This window comes from Desulfatitalea alkaliphila, assembly GCF_022968795.1.
GTDB lineage: Bacteria > Desulfobacterota > Desulfobacteria > Desulfobacterales > Desulfosarcinaceae > Desulfatitalea > Desulfatitalea alkaliphila.
On sequence record NZ_JALJRB010000008.1, the window covers coordinates 101,160 to 117,423 of the forward strand.

Annotated in this window: 16 protein-coding genes and 1 tRNA gene; 8 read left to right on the forward strand and 9 right to left on the reverse strand. The window is 59.7% G+C overall.

Going from position 1 to position 16,264, the window contains the following annotated elements; translation table 11 throughout:
* Positions 1–6 precede the first annotated feature (6 nt).
* The 5 genes from scpB (at position 7) to cbiR (ending at position 3,171) form a co-directional block, all read left to right on the forward strand.
* Entirely contained in the window at positions 7–828 is an 822-nt protein-coding gene (scpB, locus tag MRX98_RS09310; RefSeq protein WP_246906177.1) for an SMC-Scp complex subunit ScpB, read from the forward strand.
* Positions 829–908: 80 nt separating this feature from the next.
* A tRNA-Val gene (locus MRX98_RS09315) sits at positions 909–983 on the forward strand.
* Positions 984–1,048: 65 nt separating this feature from the next.
* Positions 1,049–1,588: a bifunctional adenosylcobinamide kinase/adenosylcobinamide-phosphate guanylyltransferase gene (gene cobU / locus MRX98_RS09320; RefSeq protein WP_246906180.1), complete on the forward strand. Its 540-nt coding sequence runs from the start codon at positions 1,049–1,051 to the stop codon at positions 1,586–1,588.
* 7 nt (positions 1,589–1,595) lie between these two features.
* Positions 1,596–2,324, forward strand: coding sequence for an adenosylcobinamide-GDP ribazoletransferase (cobS, locus tag MRX98_RS09325; RefSeq protein WP_246906182.1), 729 nt, complete (start codon positions 1,596–1,598; stop codon positions 2,322–2,324).
* 13 nt (positions 2,325–2,337) lie between these two features.
* A complete protein-coding gene (gene cbiR, locus MRX98_RS09330) occupies positions 2,338–3,171 on the forward strand; it encodes a cobamide remodeling phosphodiesterase CbiR (RefSeq protein ID WP_246906185.1) in 834 nt (277 codons plus the stop codon).
* Here the strand turns inward: cbiR and MRX98_RS09335 are convergent.
* The gene (locus tag MRX98_RS09335; RefSeq protein WP_246906188.1) at positions 3,143–3,394 is read right to left on the reverse strand and encodes a hypothetical protein; all 252 of its coding nucleotides are present in this window, start codon (positions 3,392–3,394) and stop codon (positions 3,143–3,145) included. The two genes, cbiR and MRX98_RS09335, sit on opposite strands and share 29 nt — an antisense overlap.
* A 310-nt stretch (positions 3,395–3,704) precedes the next feature.
* Here MRX98_RS09335 and MRX98_RS09340 point away from each other — a divergent pair, with 310 nt between their 5' ends.
* Positions 3,705–4,043 carry a PilZ domain-containing protein gene (locus MRX98_RS09340; RefSeq protein ID WP_246906197.1) on the forward strand — a complete coding sequence of 113 codons (339 nt, stop codon included), beginning with the start codon at positions 3,705–3,707 and terminating at the stop codon, positions 4,041–4,043.
* 34 nt (positions 4,044–4,077) lie between these two features.
* Here MRX98_RS09340 and MRX98_RS09345 read toward each other — a convergent pair whose 3' ends face one another.
* The 8 genes from MRX98_RS09345 to MRX98_RS09380 form a co-directional block, all read right to left on the reverse strand.
* Positions 4,078–5,139 (reverse strand): hypothetical protein, encoded by a 1,062-nt coding sequence (locus MRX98_RS09345; RefSeq protein WP_246906200.1) that lies wholly within the window; start codon positions 5,137–5,139, stop codon positions 4,078–4,080.
* A gap of 360 nt (positions 5,140–5,499) precedes the next feature.
* Positions 5,500–6,696, reverse strand: coding sequence for a phosphoglycerate kinase (locus tag MRX98_RS09350; RefSeq protein WP_246906202.1), 1,197 nt, complete (start codon positions 6,694–6,696; stop codon positions 5,500–5,502).
* 12 nt (positions 6,697–6,708) lie between these two features.
* Positions 6,709–6,987 carry a hypothetical protein gene (locus tag MRX98_RS09355; RefSeq protein ID WP_246906205.1) on the reverse strand — a complete coding sequence of 93 codons (279 nt, stop codon included), beginning with the start codon at positions 6,985–6,987 and terminating at the stop codon, positions 6,709–6,711.
* A 40-nt stretch (positions 6,988–7,027) separates the two neighbouring features.
* The gene (locus MRX98_RS09360) at positions 7,028–8,056 is read right to left on the reverse strand and encodes an NAD(P)H-dependent glycerol-3-phosphate dehydrogenase (RefSeq protein ID WP_246906209.1); all 1,029 of its coding nucleotides are present in this window, start codon (positions 8,054–8,056) and stop codon (positions 7,028–7,030) included.
* A 2-nt stretch (positions 8,057–8,058) separates the two neighbouring features.
* On the reverse strand, positions 8,059–10,518 hold the full coding sequence (gene gyrA, locus MRX98_RS09365; protein ID WP_246906212.1) for a DNA gyrase subunit A: 2,460 nt from the start codon (positions 10,516–10,518) through the stop codon (positions 8,059–8,061).
* 36 nt (positions 10,519–10,554) lie between these two features.
* Complete coding sequence (locus tag MRX98_RS09370) at positions 10,555–11,628, reverse strand: AI-2E family transporter (protein WP_246906215.1); 1,074 nt, start codon at positions 11,626–11,628, stop codon at positions 10,555–10,557.
* 215 nt (positions 11,629–11,843) lie between these two features.
* A complete protein-coding gene (locus MRX98_RS09375; protein WP_246906217.1) occupies positions 11,844–11,999 on the reverse strand; it encodes a hypothetical protein in 156 nt (51 codons plus the stop codon).
* Between the two features lie 270 nt (positions 12,000–12,269).
* Entirely contained in the window at positions 12,270–13,556 is a 1,287-nt protein-coding gene (locus MRX98_RS09380) for a thiolase family protein (RefSeq protein WP_246906220.1), read from the reverse strand.
* A 391-nt stretch (positions 13,557–13,947) separates the two neighbouring features.
* Here MRX98_RS09380 and MRX98_RS09385 point away from each other — a divergent pair, with 391 nt between their 5' ends.
* Positions 13,948–14,739, forward strand: coding sequence for an NRDE family protein (locus tag MRX98_RS09385; protein ID WP_246906221.1), 792 nt, complete (start codon positions 13,948–13,950; stop codon positions 14,737–14,739).
* 37 nt (positions 14,740–14,776) lie between these two features.
* Entirely contained in the window at positions 14,777–16,156 is a 1,380-nt protein-coding gene (locus MRX98_RS09390) for a glycerate kinase type-2 family protein (RefSeq protein ID WP_246906223.1), read from the forward strand.
* The last annotated feature ends 108 nt before the right edge of the window (positions 16,157–16,264 follow it).

A 16,264-nucleotide genomic window follows, 5' to 3' on the forward strand; every position in this document is an offset into this window, starting at 1 on the left:
GCACCCATGCAAGAGGAGTTGAAGCACATCGTCGAAAGTCTGTTGTTCGTGGCCGATGAGCCGCTGACGGTGGACAAGCTGCGCACCCTCATCGACACCGCCGACGGCAAACAGATTCGCGCCGCGCTCCAGGCCCTGGTCGAAGAATACGAGCAAAGGGGCGGCGGCTTCATGCTGCGGGAGGTGGCCGGCGGCTGGCAGATGCGTTCGCGACCTGAATACCACGAATGGATCAAGCGCCTGCTGCAACCGGCCCCCCAGCGCCTCAGCCGCGCCGCTTTGGAGACCCTGGCCCTGATCGCTTACAAACAGCCGATCATCCGGGCCGATATCGAACACGTCCGAGGTGTTGATTGCGGCGGCGTGCTGCGCCAATTGATGGAACGCAAGCTGATTCGCGTCCTGGGGCGCAAGGAGATCGCCGGCAGACCCTTGATCTACGCCACCACCAAGCTGTTTTTGGAGATGTTCGATCTGAAGGATTTGAGTGAGTTGCCCAGCCCCATGGAAATCAGCGAATTCTCCGGCAGGCTGGACCAAAGCCAACAGGACAAAATCGGCCCATCGACGCCGTATCAGGCCGACGAGGACGCCATCGACACCGCAACCGCCACGGCACCGGATACAGACGCAGATGCGGATGTCGCAGCCGACCCCGATGTCCATGCCGATGCCGATATCGATGCCGTCGCTGATGCCGACATTGCTGCCGAACCCCAAGCGGTAACCGATGGCCACCGGACGGTCGACGAAGATGCGCCGCGGGAGACGGATGCGGACGGCGGATCGGAGGAAGATATCGATAGCCCTTCACCAAAAAACACTTGACTTGCGGCGGGTGCAACCACTATATACGGCCTGACTGCAGCGGCCGGTGCCGACAAGCCCGACACCGCAGCACAACGCATGGGCGGTTAACTCAGCGGGAGAGTGCCACCTTCACACGGTGGAAGTCACTGGTTCAAATCCAGTACCGCCTACCAGATTGCAACAGGGCCGATAAGCGACCGCGCTTGTTGGCTCTTTCTTTTTCGGGAGATAAGAGGCCATGCATCCGACCACCCTTGTCATCGGCGGTTGCCGCAGCGGCAAAAGCCGCCACGCATTAGAGATGGCGCACGCCGCCCCAGCCCGTCGCAAACTCTTCGTGGCCACCTGCGAGCCCGCCGACGGCGAAATGGACGAAAGGGTGCGGCGCCATCAACAAGAACGCGGCCCCTCCTGGCACACCGTGGAGGCCCCCCTGGAATTAGCTGCCGCTATCCTTCAAGCGGCAACAGCCCATGACGTGGCGGTGGTGGACTGCCTGACCTTGTGGCTCAGCAATCTACTGCTGGCCCACCCGAAAGATCCCGCGGCCATCGACAGCCGGGTCGAAGCGCTTTGCGATGTGCTGGCCGCGCCCCCCTGCCCGCTGCTGCTGGTCACCAATGAAGTGGGCAGCGGCATTGTTCCTGAAAATGCATTGGCCCGCCGCTATCGGGACCTGGTGGGACAAACCAACCAACGGGTCGCAGCCGCCTGCCGCCAAGTGGTATGGATGGTGGCGGGCATTGCGGTACCCATTAAAACAGCACCACTGGGGTGAGCCTGCCATGTGGCGCAACCTGCAATCGGCCATTCAATTTCTGACCATCCTCCCCTGCGGCGCCGGCGACCGCTTCGATCCACGGGGCACCATGGCGCTCTTCCCGATAGGTGGTTTGTTGATCGGCGCCCTGCTGGTGGTGGTGGATCTGGTCGCCCGCATGTTCCTGGCACCGCCCGCCGTGGCCGTTGTGGATGTGGTCGCCCTGGTACTGATCACCGGCGCCCTGCACCTGGACGGTTTGGCCGATACAGCCGACGGTCTTTACGGCCGGCGCCCGGCGGAAAAGGCCCTGGCCATTATGAAAGACAGCCGCATCGGCAGCATCGGCATGGTGGCGGTGGTCTGTTGCCTGGCCGTCAAGTGGGCCGGATTGTCCGGCAGCACGCACCCACCGATTGCATGGCTGCTGCTGATCCCCGCCTTTGCCAGATCCACCGTTTTGTTCGGCATCCGCCGGCTGCCCTACGGCCGTCCCGACGGCGGTACGGGGCACGCTTTTTTCCAGCAGCGGTTGCGGTTGGGGGACCACTGGGCGGTGGCACTGCCCCTGGCCCTGGCTCTGGTATTGCTGGGTTGGAGCGCGTTGTGGCTCGTTGCGGGCTGGATCGCGCTGACGGCGGTAACGTTGCTCTACTATCGCTATAAAATCAACTGCATCACCGGCGACATGCTGGGGGCCATGATCGAATTTTCCGAAGCAGGACTCTTTCTGATGATGGCCGCCGTCGCCTGAACAGAGGTGATCGATGACCTACCCGCGTTTGCCCCTGGCATACAAGGATCGTTTCAGCTTCCGCCTCAGCGCCCCATCCTTCATCTATCCGGCGGACTATGCCACCAATGCCCGGCGCCTCGCGCCTTTTATCGATGAGATCGAGCTGCTGCTGTTCGAAAGCGACCCCAACGCCCTTCCAAGCGCGGCCGAAATCGAGCAGCTGGCGGCCATCGGCAACGAAACGGGTGTGACCTACAACGTCCACCTGCCCATCGATGCGGATATGACCGTGACCGACGCCGTCACCCGCCGCACAGCAGGTGACCGTCTGGCCACGGTGATCGAGCGGGTGCGGCCCCTGAGGCCCACCACCCACACCGTCCACTTGAACCGGCATCCCCTGGACAATCGACGGCCCCAAGACCCCCTGGCCGTCTGGCAAGCGGATGTGACGGCCCTGATGAAGGGCTTGATGGAGCGCACCGGACTTGCGCCGCGTGCGCTGTCGGTTGAGACGCTGGACTATCCGCCGGAGTGGTTCGCCCCTGTTTGCGAGGCGTTGGATCTGGCGGTGTGCATTGATTTGGGACATCTGCTGCGCTATGGCTTCGACCCGCAAACGGTGTGGCGGCGGTTCGACGGCCGCATCACCATTGTTCACCTGCACGGCGTACACGACGGCCGAGACCATCTCGGGCTGGATGCCTTGCCCGCACCACAACTGATGGAACTGGCGCGCTTGCTGCGCCGATTCGAAGGCACCGTCTCCCTGGAGGTGTTCGCTTTTGAGCGATTGAAGGTTTCCCTGGAGCTGTTGACCGAAACGATGGACAGGATCAACGCCGCCGGATGCGTTCGACGATGAAATCCACGTTGGACTCGATGCTGCCGGTTTTCTGGTTGACCTGAACCACCCCGGCATCGGTGCTGAGAACGACGCTTTCCACTGAATCCAGTGTGGAGGCCAGCCTGTCATTCGTTGCCTGCATCCGAACCAATTGTCCGCTGACGCGCACCAGCAACACGGTTAGAATGAGCAGCCAGACAGTCAAAAGGATCGTTTTCCACTCCTTTTTCACCAATTGCATCCTGTTCGCTCCCGAGTTTTTGTTTGTAGGGGTCCTTGGCTTGTTTGGGCACGGCTTGATAATGCGTCCTGCGCCTGAAGGCCACCCATATCGAGTTGATGACCTTTTGACAAGCTTTTTTCAACGACCGGGTTGATATCCCCCTGAATATATGGTACTTAACCGGCAAACTTGTAAATGCGACACCCAATGGCTTCACGATGCACCATCACTGCACAGATCATCTGCATGCGACGCGGGGTTTCACATCATCATGGGAAGGGTCTTGTGAGGCCAATCATCTTCCAATGGACGATCAGCGGGGGACGCCATGGATATCAATCAGACGCAAGAGAACCGACCTGAACGCAGATCCGAAAACCGCTCCATCGACCAACGCTACTACAGTGTCCAATTCACCACCAAAGGCCTGGACAACCAATACCAGTTCAAGTTGTGGAACATTTCCCTCAAAGGTCTATGCATTCTCGTCAAAGAAGGATCGGCGGTACTGGAGCACCTTTCCGTGGGGGACACCATCGAAATGACCTATTTCCCCTCGGATGCAGCGGGGCCGGGCGAACGGTTGCAAACCGAAATCATCCACATTACCCAAAATGCCAACGGCCGCTTTCGCGGCCACTGTCTGGTAGGCCTTTCCGTTGTGTAACCCGCTTCCTCAACGACCTGTGCAACAGCCCTGATCACGAATAGACCCAGCCAAAAGGCAGGGGCGGATATTTGACCACCCCCGGCTTGGGCAGAATGTGTTCCTGCCCCACTGCGAGCCAGTTGTAATCCGGATTGATCTCTCTGAGTTTGCCGTCGTCCGGGGGACGTGCATGGTTGGTATACGCATAGCTGACCCTGAACAGACAGATCGCTTTGCGACCCTCTCTGGCCACCACATAATGTTTTCTGAAAGTGGCCGCGGAAATACTGTTGGCGGTTGTCACCTGCTGCACCTCGGTTTCCGACAAAGGCACCAGGACCGATTTGGCCACGCCCCTTTCGGAAATGCGAAGCAAGGCGCGGGACTCGCTGCTGCCCACGTAGACCGTTGAAATGCAAGGAATCCGCTTGAGATATTGAGCCGCGACGATGGCGGCGGTGCGGCGCCCCCCCACCATTACCGGAACACCGTAGTATTCGAAAAATTTACGCTGCACGACCTCCGCATACTGATCGCCCTTTTCATAAAGGTCCTTGGAGATGTAACGCAGGCTCTGGGCCATATCCTCGGCCGCCTCGGCAATCGGCCAGTCGATGCGCACATGAAAATGGGAGAGCATGTACCGGTTTTTCAAATGGCTGCCCGGATCCCGCTGGATCAACAAAGCATAATCGACCGGCAGGAGCACTTTGAGAAAATTGTAGAAATGGGCCGAATCGATATACTTCTGATTGCGATCGAAGTTGTCGGGCATCGGCAGGGTTTTGTTGTGCAGCAGGTTGCTCTTGGTGGTCTTGTTCAGATCGAAGAAACGGATGTACTTCTTGTACCGGGCCGGGATGGTGTCCTCGACAAAGATCACCAGGAAAGCATTCTGGGATTCGTGCTCGATGCTGGGAATACGGGCGCGGGGCTTGAGTTCCCGCTTTTCCACAAAAGGATAGGGCTTGCCTTCCTTGAGGAAACCGGCATAGGACATCATCAGGCCATGGTCGAGCATAAACTGGTCAAGATCGTCGCGCAGCAATTCGTAGTAAGATCGACGCAGCCGATTGAGCTGGCTCAACTCCTCCCGTACACTCCAGTATGCCAAAGGTCGCTCCCGCTGTTGTTATGATTGTGTCCGACGGATCGTGAAGAGAATGATAATATGTATGATTTTTAACATCATTCAGCGGTGGCGTCAATTGGGTCGGCATTCACGCAGCGACTCTGATGGCACACGCAGCACCGTTCAAAGACCACATCCTTCATATCGAAATCCAAATCGAAATCGGGATCGGTATCGAAATCGAACCGCAAGGATGACGCCGCGGTCTCATGATCCAACGGTGGGGATAAAGCAGTGTGAAGGGTTCGCGCAAAACCGGTCTTCACATCGGGTGTCCGGATGTTACGCGCAGCGCACCGACCGGGAAGCAAAACGCCCGTCGGTCGGTGCGCTTCAATGGGCCTACTTGTCGTTCAAAGCGGCTACGCCCGGCAAGACTTTCCCTTCCAGGAATTCAAGGGATGCACCGCCCCCGGTGGAGATGTGGCTGATCCGGTCGGCCACGCCGGCTTTCTCGGCCGCCGCCGCCGAGTCGCCGCCGCCGATGACGGTAGTGGCGCCCTTGTCCGTCATTTGTGCCAGGAGCCGGGCGATCTCGAAGGTGCCTTCGGCTGTGGCGGGAATTTCGAATACGCCCATGGGGCCGTTCCAGACCACCGTTCGGGCGCCTTCCAAGGCCTGCTGGAAGGCGGTGAGGGTGGCGGGTCCGATATCCAGCCCGGCCGCGTCCGAAGGCATTTCGTGCACGGAAACGGTTTGCAGGTTATCGGCCTTGCCGGCACCGATGTCGAAAGCGGCGCTCACACGGCAATCCTCCGGCAAAACCATCTTGCCCCCGGCTTCGTCGATCAGCCCTCGGGCCATCTCGACACGATCCTTTTCCAGCAGACTCTTGCCCACTTGCCGTCCCATGGCGTGCAAAAAGGTGAAGGCCATGCCGCCGCCGATCAACAAACGGTCCACCTTGGGCAGCAGGTTTTGAATCACGTCGATCTTGCCGGAAATTTTAGCTCCGCCGAGAATGGCGACAAAGGGATGGGACGGTGCCCGGACCACCTTTTCGAGATAGTCGAGCTCCTTGGTCATCAAAAAGCCCGCTACACACGGCTTCAGAAACCGGGTCACCCCCTCGGTGGAAGCATGGGCGCGATGGGCCGTGCCGAAGGCATCGTTGACATAAACGTCGCCCCATTGGGCCAATTGTTCGGCAAAGGAAGGATCGTTTTGCTCCTCGCCTTTGTGAAACCGCAGGTTCTCCAACAACAGCACCTGCCCCGGTGCCAGTTCCTCGACGGCCCGGCGCGCCGCCTGCCCCACACAATCCGCGGCGAAAGCCACCGGTTGCCCCAGGTGCGCGCCGAGATTGTCGGCGCAAGGCGCCAGGGAGCATTCGGTCTTCGCCTCCCCCTTGGGCCGTCCCAGATGGGACATCAGCACCAGCCGGGCGCCCTTGCCCAGAATATAGCGAATGGAAGGCAGCGCGGCGCGAATGCGGTTGTCGTTGGCCACCTGCCCTTGTTTGAGGGGCACGTTAAAATCGACCCGCATCAAAACCCTTAGGCCGTCCAACGCCACATCTTCGATGGTCTTCTTCGCCATGGGGCACCTCCTTCAAGATGTCTCTTCTTTTTGGCGTTGCTGGTCGATGATTTTCTTCCGGGACCAGCGTTGAAAAAACCCGATGATTCCGCCACGGTAGGCACGATCGACCATTTCCGCACGCACCCGCCACCCCCGCCGGCCTTCCATGGCCGAACGCAAACAGGCCGTCTTATGCAGGCACCGCATGCATTCCTCGGGCGTCGCACGCAGTCCGTCCGCCGCCAAGGGGAAAACGGTTTCGATGTCACCATAACATGCGGGTTTTTCATCTCGGGGGCTCTCGGCCATGGGGCTCCTCTGTTCGGCGTGACGGCATGCACCGCTGCCGTCAATCCTCATCCAGTTCGTTCTTCAGGTCGCGGGTCATCAACTGGTAAACCGCCTCTTTGGGGGCCAATTGCTCATACAGAATGCGATATACCGCGTGGGAGATAGGCATCTCAACGCCCAGGCGCAGGGAGAGATTGTACACCGATCGGGCGGTCTTGACCCCCTCGGCCACCATGCGCATCTCCTGCAACAGGTCGGCGAGCTGCATGCCCTGACCGATCTTCTTGCCGATGGTGTGATTGCGGCTGACGTCGCCGGTGCAGGTCAACACCAGGTCCCCCACCCCCGCCGATCCCGTGAAGGTCCGCGGGTTGGCCCCCATGGCCCGCCCCAGCCGCCGGATCTCGGTCAACCCCCGGGTGATCAACGCAGCGCGGGTGTTGAGACCCAGGCCGAGGCCGTCCACCATGCCGGCGGCGATGGCGATGACGTTTTTCACCGCCCCGCCCAGTTCCACCCCTACCAGGTCATCGTTGGTATAGACGCGAAAGGCCGGGGTGGCGAAAACAGCCTGCACCTTTTGGGCGCAGTCGGGCTCCCGCGCCGCCACGCTGACGACGGTGGGCATACCCAGGGCCACCTCCCGCGCGAAACTGGGCCCGGACAACACCGCCAAACGATCTTCATCAAGGTTCGGCAAACAGTCGCGGATCACGCCGGACATGGTCAACAAAGTGCTGTTCTCGATGCCCTTGCTGGCCGATACGATGATGGTGCCGTTTTGCAGATGGGGCGCCATCTCACTGGTGACCGTTCGCATCACGTGAGAGGGGACCACTACAAGCACAAGGTCTTTGCCGGCCACCGCCTTCTGCAATTCATTGGTGGGCATGAGGCGCTGCGACAAGACCACGCCCGGCAAGAACAAGTCGTTTTCCCGAGTCTCGCGAATGCGCTGCGCCAAATCCGGTTCGTAAATCCACCAGTCGACGGTGTATCCCTTGTCGGCCAGCAGGTGGGCCAGGGCCGTTCCCCAACTCCCGCCGCCCACCACGCCGATGCGCATATCCAAAAACGGCTGAACCATGGCTATTCCTCCAGGGAGTCCTCTCCGTTGCCGTTTTCATCCTCTTTTTCGGCCAGGCTGGCGGCGCTGACCACCCGCTCGCCGGTCTCCAGTCCGATCAAGCGAACGCCCTGGGTGTTGCGACTTATGACGGAAATGGTGCTCACCGGCATACGGATGATCTTGCCCCGATCCGACACCAACATCACGTCGTCGTCGTCCTGGACCCCCATGATGCTCACCACGGCGCCGTTGCGCTCGTTGGTCTTGATGGTGATCACCCCCATGCCGCCCCTTTTGTGCACGGGATACTCGTCGATGGAGGTGCGTTTGCCGTAACCGTTTTCGGTGATTGCCAGCAGGGTTTGCCCGAAACGGACAACCTCCATGCCCACGATGCGATCCCCGGGCCCCAGACGCATGCCGCGCACGCCACGGGCAATACGGCTGCTGGAACGGATGTCCGATTCGTGGAAACGAATGGATTTACCCATGGCCGATCCCAGGAATACATTACCGGTGCCGTCCGTGATGCGCACGGCGATCAGCTCATCGCTCGGGGCCAGGCCCAAGGCGATGATGCCCCCGGCCCGCGGCCGGGAGAAGGCCATCATGTCGGTCTTTTTCACGATCCCGGCTTTGGTGGCCATGAGCACATAGTGTCCAGGCGCGAAATCCGGCACGGCCAACACCGTGGTCATTCGCTCCCCCTCTTCGAAATTGAGCAGGTTGACGATGGCCTTGCCGCGACTGGTGAGTCCGGCTTGGGGGATGTCGTACACCTTGCACCAATACACCTTACCCCGGTTGGTGAAGAAGAGAAAGTTGTGGTGGGTGGAAGCGACAAACAGATGTGCGACGAAATCGGCCTCTTTCATCCGTATACCGGTTCGGCCTTTTCCGCCCCGGCGCTGGGATTGATAAAGGGTGATGGGATTGCGTTTGATGTAACCCGAATTGGAGATGGTCACCACCATGTCCTCCTCGGCGATCATATCCTCCATGGTCAACTCGCGGGTGGTGGCCACGATCTCCGAGCGCCGGGCATCGCCGAACTCCTCTTTGAGTTCCAACAGCTCCGTTTGAATCAACGCCAGCACCTTCTGCTCGCTGCCCAGGATCTCCTTGAACCGCTCAATGTCCTTGAGAATGGCCTGGTACTCTTCGACGATTTTATCCCGCTCCAGCCCTGTGAGCCGTTGCAAACGCATGTCGAGTATGGCCTGCGCCTGAATCACCGACAGCTGGAAGACCGCCATGAGACGCTCCTTGGCTTCCGGCGGCGTTTTGGACTGCCGGATCATCTGCACCACGGCATCCAGATTGTCCAGGGCGATCTTAAGCCCTTCCAGAACATGGGCCCGCTCTTCGGCCTTGTTCAGGTCGTATCGGGTGCGCCGGACAATCACCTCTTTGCGGTGATCCACGAAGTGTCCCAGCATCTGCTTGAGGGTCAACACTTGGGGCCGCTGCCGGACAACCGCCAGGAAGATGATACCGAAGCTATTCTCCATCTGGGTGTGCTTGAACAGCTGATTGATCACGACACCGGCCACGCTGCCTTTTTTCAACCCCATGGCGATGCGCATGCCCTGCCGATCCGACTCGTCGCGCACGTAACTGATGCCCTCGATGTGCTTCTCCTTCATCAGCTCCGCGATCTTCTCTATCAACCTGGCCTTGTTGACCTGGTAGGGAATCTCATTGACCACGATGGTTTCCCTGCCGGCGCGATCCTGTTCGACGTCGACCCGCGCACGGATGCGGATGATGCCACGACCGGTGCGATAGGCCTCCTTGATGCCGGAGGTACCGTAAATGATCCCGCCGGTGGGGAAGTCGGGCCCGGGCAGGTATTGCATCAATCCCTCGCAGGAGATCTCCGGGTCATCGATCAAGGCGCAGACGGCATCCACCACTTCGTTGAGGTTGTGGGGGGGCACATTGGTGGCCATGCCCACCGCAATACCGGCCGATCCGTTGACCATCAAGGCGGGTACTTTGGCCGGCAGCACCGCGGGCTCGGTGAGGGATTCATCATAGTTGGCGATGAAATCGACGGTCTCCTTGTCCAAATCATCCAGCATCCGCTGCGCCACACGGGTCATGCGCACCTCGGTGTAACGCATGGCCGCGGCCGGATCGCCGTCGACGGAGCCGAAGTTGCCCTGACCGTCCACCAAGGTGTAGCGCATGGCAAAATGCTGGGCCATGCGCACGATGGTGTCGTACACCGCCGAATCGCCGTGGGGATGGTACTTACCGATGACATCACCGACGATGCGCGCCGACTTCTTATAGGGCTTGTTGTAATCGTTCTTCAATTCGCGCATAGCGAACAACACCCGACGGTGCACCGGTTTGAGTCCGTCACGCACATCGGGCAGGGCCCGCCCGATGATAACGCTCATGGCGTAGTCGAGATAGGATTTTTTCATCTCCTTCTCGATGCTCACCATGGGCTGGTTCTCATTTGGTATCATTGCTCCGCTTTCCATCCGATCTCCATCCACAATAGACTATTGTTTGCCGGGCTCGACCAGACGCTGGTAGTTTGCCCGGTAGATTTCCGCCATGGTTAGAAATGCCGTGACCACCAGCGGTCCGTAAATGATCCCCAGAATGCCGAACAACCTGAGGCCGCCGATGATCGAGAAAAAGACCAACAGGGTGTGCATCTGCACGCGATGCCCCACCAGTTTGGGCTTGAGGAAATAATCGACCCCCGCCGACAGGATCACATAGACGACAAAGCAAACGATCCCCAGAAGCATCTGTCCTTTGATGAACAGGTAGATCGCTGCCGGAACAAACACCATGCCGATCCCCACGATGGGAATGACGGCCAACAAGGCCATGATGACACCCCATAAAAAGGCGCTCGGAAAACCGATGGCCCAGAAGAGGAGACCACCCCCGATCCCCTGAATCAACCCTGAAAACCCGTTGACGATCAAAACGGCCCATGACATCTGCTTGAACTTATCGATGAGCATGCGATCGTGTTCAGTCGGCAGTGGTGAAAGCTCGCTGATGTAATTGATCAACCGTTCGCCGTCCATCAACAAAAAGAACACCACCAATAGCATCAGAAAAAAGTAGAACACGAAGTTGAGGATGTTGGAGGCGATGGCACGGGCCTGTTCGTACAGAAACAGCCCGACGATGCGTGCTGTTTCGTTGAGGACGCTTTTGATCTCCTCTCCCGTGAGGGTGTAATTAAAGGTGCCCAGAAAGGTGTTGATCCTATCCAGTATGCGCGTGTCACGCATCAACGCGTTGATCTGTTCGTTGATGGCAGCCCCCCGGGCCATTTCATAGAGCCCGAAGGCCTGTTGGGCCAGGCTGCCGACAAAAAAAACAATGGGCACCAACAGCAGCACCAGAATCAGGCCGCAGATCACCATCGCCGCCACAACGGCCGGCAACTGCAGCCGCTGTTGCAGATACCGGTGGAAAGGATAGGCGATGCCGCTGACCACCGCACCCAACACCAGCACCGACAGAAACGGAAACAGGAGCCATCCGAGCAGCAGAAAGGATCCGATGAAGCAGACCAGAAAAAACCATAATATGGCGTTTTGGGTACTCACATCGAGCCACTTTTCCGTTGCTGGTCATCTGGACCGGAGGCCACCAAAGGTGAACCGCCAACGCCGAAAGGACCGCCCCTTGGCCGGCCGCACCCTCGCAAGGCCGCCGCCGGCGAAGGATCGCCGGGTCGAAATGATTTGTAAGCCATCTTGTGGCGTATGCGAAATTCCATACCGCCGAAGGAGGGATGTCCGGCGGATTCAGACAGCGGCACTCAACGGCTGATCAAGGCACCGGCGGTGATAAAAAGGAGAATCTCGTAAATCCACATGGCGGTCATACTGCCGAACGCCCCGTAAACAATGCCGCCGCCTACTATGGCCGGCACACCGAAAAAGATCAAGATCGCCAATCGTCTGCTGATATCCATCGATAGAACCCCGTTTTTATTGATCGAGCGATAAAGCGCACCCTTGTTACCAGGCGCTCCCAACCCATTGCACAGCGGGCTCTTTTGTATCAATAACTGTCTTAAATGTAAAGCCAAAAAGGGAAAACGGGCAAACACGCCGAGATGGATACCGCCGGATCGCCATGGCGGTATCCGGCGCTGATGACCGACGGTATCCGATCATGCGGGTGGTCGCCCGTTCAACAGAACATAAGGGTTGCAGCAGGGACGGGATATCCGTCACCGCGTTTACCGCTCCACCACCATGGCCATGCCCATGCCGCCGCCGATGCACATGGTGATCAAGCCGGTGGCGTAGCCCTTGCGCTGCATCTGGTACATACCGCTGACCATCTGCCGCCCTCCGGTGGCCCCGATGGGATGGCCCAGGGAGATACCGGAGCCCAGTTCGTTGGGCTTTTCATAGGCAATGTCCAGCTCCTTCATACAGCCGATGGCCTGGGATGCAAAGGCCTCGTTGAGCTCGATCATTTCGATATCCTGCAACGTCATGCCGGCAAGATCCAACGCCTTGCGCACGGCCGGTACCGGACCCAGCCCCATATACGCCGGATCGAGACCGCCGGAGGCGAAAGAACGGATGGAAACGATGGGCGTCAACCCCAGGGCTTTGGCCTTATCTTCGCTCATCAGCACCACGGCCGCCGCACCGTCGTTGATCCCCGAGGCGTTGCCGGCCGTCACCGTGCCGTCCTTTTTGAAGGCCGGCCGCAGCTTGGCCATCTTGGCCATGTCGGTTTCCATGGGCCGTTCGTCGGTGTCCACCACCGTATCGCCCTTGCGCCCCTTGATGGTCACCGGTACGATTTCCTGGGCGAACAGGCCGGATTTGATGGCCGCCATGGCCCGTTGGTGGCTCAAAACACCCAACTCGTCCTGCTCCTGGCGGCTGATGTTGTAAAGGGCCGCGATGTTTTCGGCGGTCATGCCCATATGATAACCGTAAAAGATTTCATACAGGCCGTCGAACACCATCAGGTCCTGAATTTCGCCCACGCCGGTCAACTCCATGCGGTGCCCCCAGCGTGCCTTGGGCAATGCCATGGGTGCCCGGCTCATGTTTTCCTGGCCGCCGGCCACCACTACGTCGGCCTGGCCGGTCATGATGGACTGCGCCCCCAGGGCGATGGCCTTCAACCCCGAACCGCACACTTTGTTGACCGTCATGGCGGGGGTCTCCTTGGACAATCCCGCCGAGATCATGGCTTGACGGGCCGGGTTCTGACCCAGGCCGGCCTGCAGCACTTGGCCCATGATCACTTCATCCACCGCCACCGGCTGTGCATTATCATCCCAATGGCCTGCGGCCGTCTCCAGGGGAATCACCCCCTGGTCCTTCAACTTATCGGCCGCGGCGGCCAGCATCCGCTCATCGGCCACCGGTCTGAGACCGGCCTTCTGCAGGGCGCCACGCATCACCAAGGCCCCCAACGTCACCGCCGAAACATCCTTCAACCCACCGCCGAAGGTACCCACCGCCGTCCGCACACCACTGACAATCACGACTTTGCGCATATGCCACTCCTTCCTTGACTTGAAATCACGGAACGCACCACCACATCCACCAACCGATCATTGAAGAATGAGGCCATGCGCCCGAATGAAAAGATTGCTTCACCCCGATCTGTGCTTTAATATCTTTTCATGATGAAAAAAAAAATGCATATACCACAGCCGTTCATTGGTGTCCATTGCACATTTTGAATCGTACTGTGATGAATAAACACTATTCAGCTGATGTTTGGCCGAGCGCAACCCACGCTTTAAATGGTTTTCATCAGGCAATGGTGGTTTGCGTTACCGATCACTTATATAGGAAAACCCTTGAGGCGAACACGGCAGGCATCAGCGACTTTGAAACCATTGGCGTAGGGGCACGGCATGCCGTGCCCCCGAGGTTTCTCCCATGTGCCTGATCCTGATCGCATACCAATGTCACCCACGCTATCCACTGGTGCTTTTGGCCAACCGGGACGAGTTTCACCAGCGGCCGACGGCACCACTCGATTGGTGGCCGGAACATCCCCGGCTGCTGGCCGGACGCGACTTGGCCCAAGGAGGCACCTGGATGGGCGTCACCCGAACCGGCCGCCTGGCGGCCATCACCAACTACCGGGATCCCGCCGCCGTGCGCCCGGAAGCCCCTTCCAGAGGCGCGTTGGTAACCGATTACCTTCTGGGAACCATGTCTCCCGCCGACTATCTGCATCGGATCCGATCACGGGCAAACGGTTATAACGGCTTCAACTTGATCGTCGGCGACACAGAGACCCTCTGGTGGTACTCCAACCGTGCACCGGATGCCATGCGCCCCTTGCAACCCGGTGTCAGCGGATTGAGCAACCATTTGTTGGACACCCCCTGGCCCAAGGTGGCCCAGGGCAAAGCGGCACTGGTCGATCTTCTGAACCGTTGCACAGAGGTGTCCGAAGAAGCGTGTTTCGAGCTATTGCAGCGGCGGGAAATCGCACCGGATGCACAATTGCCCCGAACCGGTGTGGACCCGTCATGGGAGCGTCTGCTGAGCCCGATCTTCATCGCCACCGAGACCTACGGCACCCGTTCTTCCACAGTGCTGCTGATCGATGCGCATCATCGCATTACCTGCACCGAGCGCACTTGGCAATTGGGCCAATCCGTGCCGGCCGCCGCCGAAACACGGCAGTATGCTTTTCAGATCGAACCGGCCAGCCGATGAGGTGTGAAGAAGAAACAATCACCCGAAAGGAGGTGTTTTGAATTCGGCCATGACCATCACGGATGCCCTCATTGACCGCCTGAAACGGGATGCCGAGCTGGTGTTCAGGGCTGCCCTGGCCGCGGTGGATCCCGCCCAAGCCATCGCCCGCTGCTGCCGCCGGCAAGGCGATCAACTGCACATCCAGGACCGCGACTTCGATTTGAGCCGCATCCGGCGCGTACTGTTGGTGGGTGCCGGCAAAGCCACCGCCGCCATGGCCCGGGCGGTGGAATGCCTGTTAGGAGATCGCATCGATCAAGGCTTGATCAGCGTCAAATACGGCCACACCCTGCACCTGGCCCACATCGACACAATGGAAGCCGGCCACCCACTGCCGGATGCTAACGGGATGCAGGCCGCCCAACGGATCTTGGCCATGGTACAGCAAGCCCGGTCCGACGATCTGGTGATCGTCCTGATTTCCGGCGGCGGTTCGGCTTTGCTGCCGCTGCCGGTCCAGACCGTCACCCTGGCGCAAAAGGTGGCCGCCACCGATCAATTGCTGCGCTGCGGCGCCACGATTCATGAAATCAACGCCTTGCGCAAGCATCTGTCGGCCATCAAGGGCGGTCGGCTGGCCCAGGCGGCCGCACCGGCTTCGATCATCACCCTGATGCTGTCGGACGTCGTCGGGGATCAGCCCGATGTGATCGCTTCGGGCCCGACGGCACCGGATGGTTCCACCTATGGCGATTGTCTGGATATCGTGCGCCGGTATGATTTGGGCGCCCGTCTGCCGAGCAGCGTCCGGGAGCACCTCGCCGCCGGTGCCGCCGGCCGACGGGAGGAAACGCCCAAGGTGAACACCCATGCCTGGGACCACGTATACAACCGAATCGTGGCCGGCAACGGTATGGCCCTCCAAGCGGCCGCGCAAACAGCCCGAGGATTGGGTTACCGGCCATTGGTGCTCACCAGCCGCCTGGAAGGCGAGACGCGCACCGTTGCCCGGGTGCATGCGGCCATTGCCCGGCAGGTGACGGATACGGGTGAACCGGCCCCGCCGCCGGTGTGTATTTTATCGGGTGGCGAAACAACAGTGGTGGTCAAAGGAGAAGGCCGTGGCGGGCGTAACCAGGAATTCGCCCTGGCCGCGGCCTTGGCGATGACCGACGCGCCGGCCATGGTATTGTTGGCCGCCGGCACCGACGGCAGCGACGGCCCCACCGATGCAGCCGGGGCCTTTGCCGACCCCACCACGGTGCGCCGTGCCGCCCAAGCCGGCATGGATGCCCGTCGGCACCTGATGGACAGCGACGCCTACCCCCTTTTCGACCGCCTGGGCGATCTGCTGCGCACCGGTCCCACAGGAACCAATGTGATGGACCTGAACATTTTTTTGTGCCCGGCCGCACACGGTGGTTCGCGGCGTTGATCGCGGCCGCTGCGGTCTCAGGACTACGGAAGCGGCACGGCTGGACACATGATTGCAAAAGAACGAAAACATGGGTATGAACCCCGCGCAACCGAACAGGGGGTCGAT

Excerpts from the sequence above, each read along its gene's own strand:
- MRX98_RS09375 (WP_246906217.1), bottom strand. The coding sequence starts at position 11,999 with ATGGATATCAGCAGACGATTGGCGATCTTGATCTTTTTCGGTGTGCCG.
- cobS (WP_246906182.1), top strand. The coding sequence starts at position 1,596 with ATGTGGCGCAACCTGCAATCGGCCATTCAATTTCTGACCATCCTCCCC.
- MRX98_RS09385 (WP_246906221.1), top strand. The coding sequence starts at position 13,948 with ATGTGCCTGATCCTGATCGCATACCAATGTCACCCACGCTATCCACTG.
- MRX98_RS09380 (WP_246906220.1), bottom strand. The coding sequence starts at position 13,556 with ATGCGCAAAGTCGTGATTGTCAGTGGTGTGCGGACGGCGGTGGGTACC.
- scpB (WP_246906177.1), top strand. The coding sequence starts at position 7 with ATGCAAGAGGAGTTGAAGCACATCGTCGAAAGTCTGTTGTTCGTGGCC.
- MRX98_RS09335 (WP_246906188.1), bottom strand. The coding sequence starts at position 3,394 with ATGCAATTGGTGAAAAAGGAGTGGAAAACGATCCTTTTGACTGTCTGG.
- MRX98_RS09360 (WP_246906209.1), bottom strand. The coding sequence starts at position 8,056 with ATGGTTCAGCCGTTTTTGGATATGCGCATCGGCGTGGTGGGCGGCGGG.
- cbiR (WP_246906185.1), top strand. The coding sequence starts at position 2,338 with ATGACCTACCCGCGTTTGCCCCTGGCATACAAGGATCGTTTCAGCTTC.
- gyrA (WP_246906212.1), bottom strand. The coding sequence starts at position 10,518 with ATGATACCAAATGAGAACCAGCCCATGGTGAGCATCGAGAAGGAGATG.
- cobU (WP_246906180.1), top strand. The coding sequence starts at position 1,049 with ATGCATCCGACCACCCTTGTCATCGGCGGTTGCCGCAGCGGCAAAAGC.
- MRX98_RS09355 (WP_246906205.1), bottom strand. The coding sequence starts at position 6,987 with ATGGCCGAGAGCCCCCGAGATGAAAAACCCGCATGTTATGGTGACATC.
- MRX98_RS09340 (WP_246906197.1), top strand. The coding sequence starts at position 3,705 with ATGGATATCAATCAGACGCAAGAGAACCGACCTGAACGCAGATCCGAA.
- MRX98_RS09350 (WP_246906202.1), bottom strand. The coding sequence starts at position 6,696 with ATGGCGAAGAAGACCATCGAAGATGTGGCGTTGGACGGCCTAAGGGTT.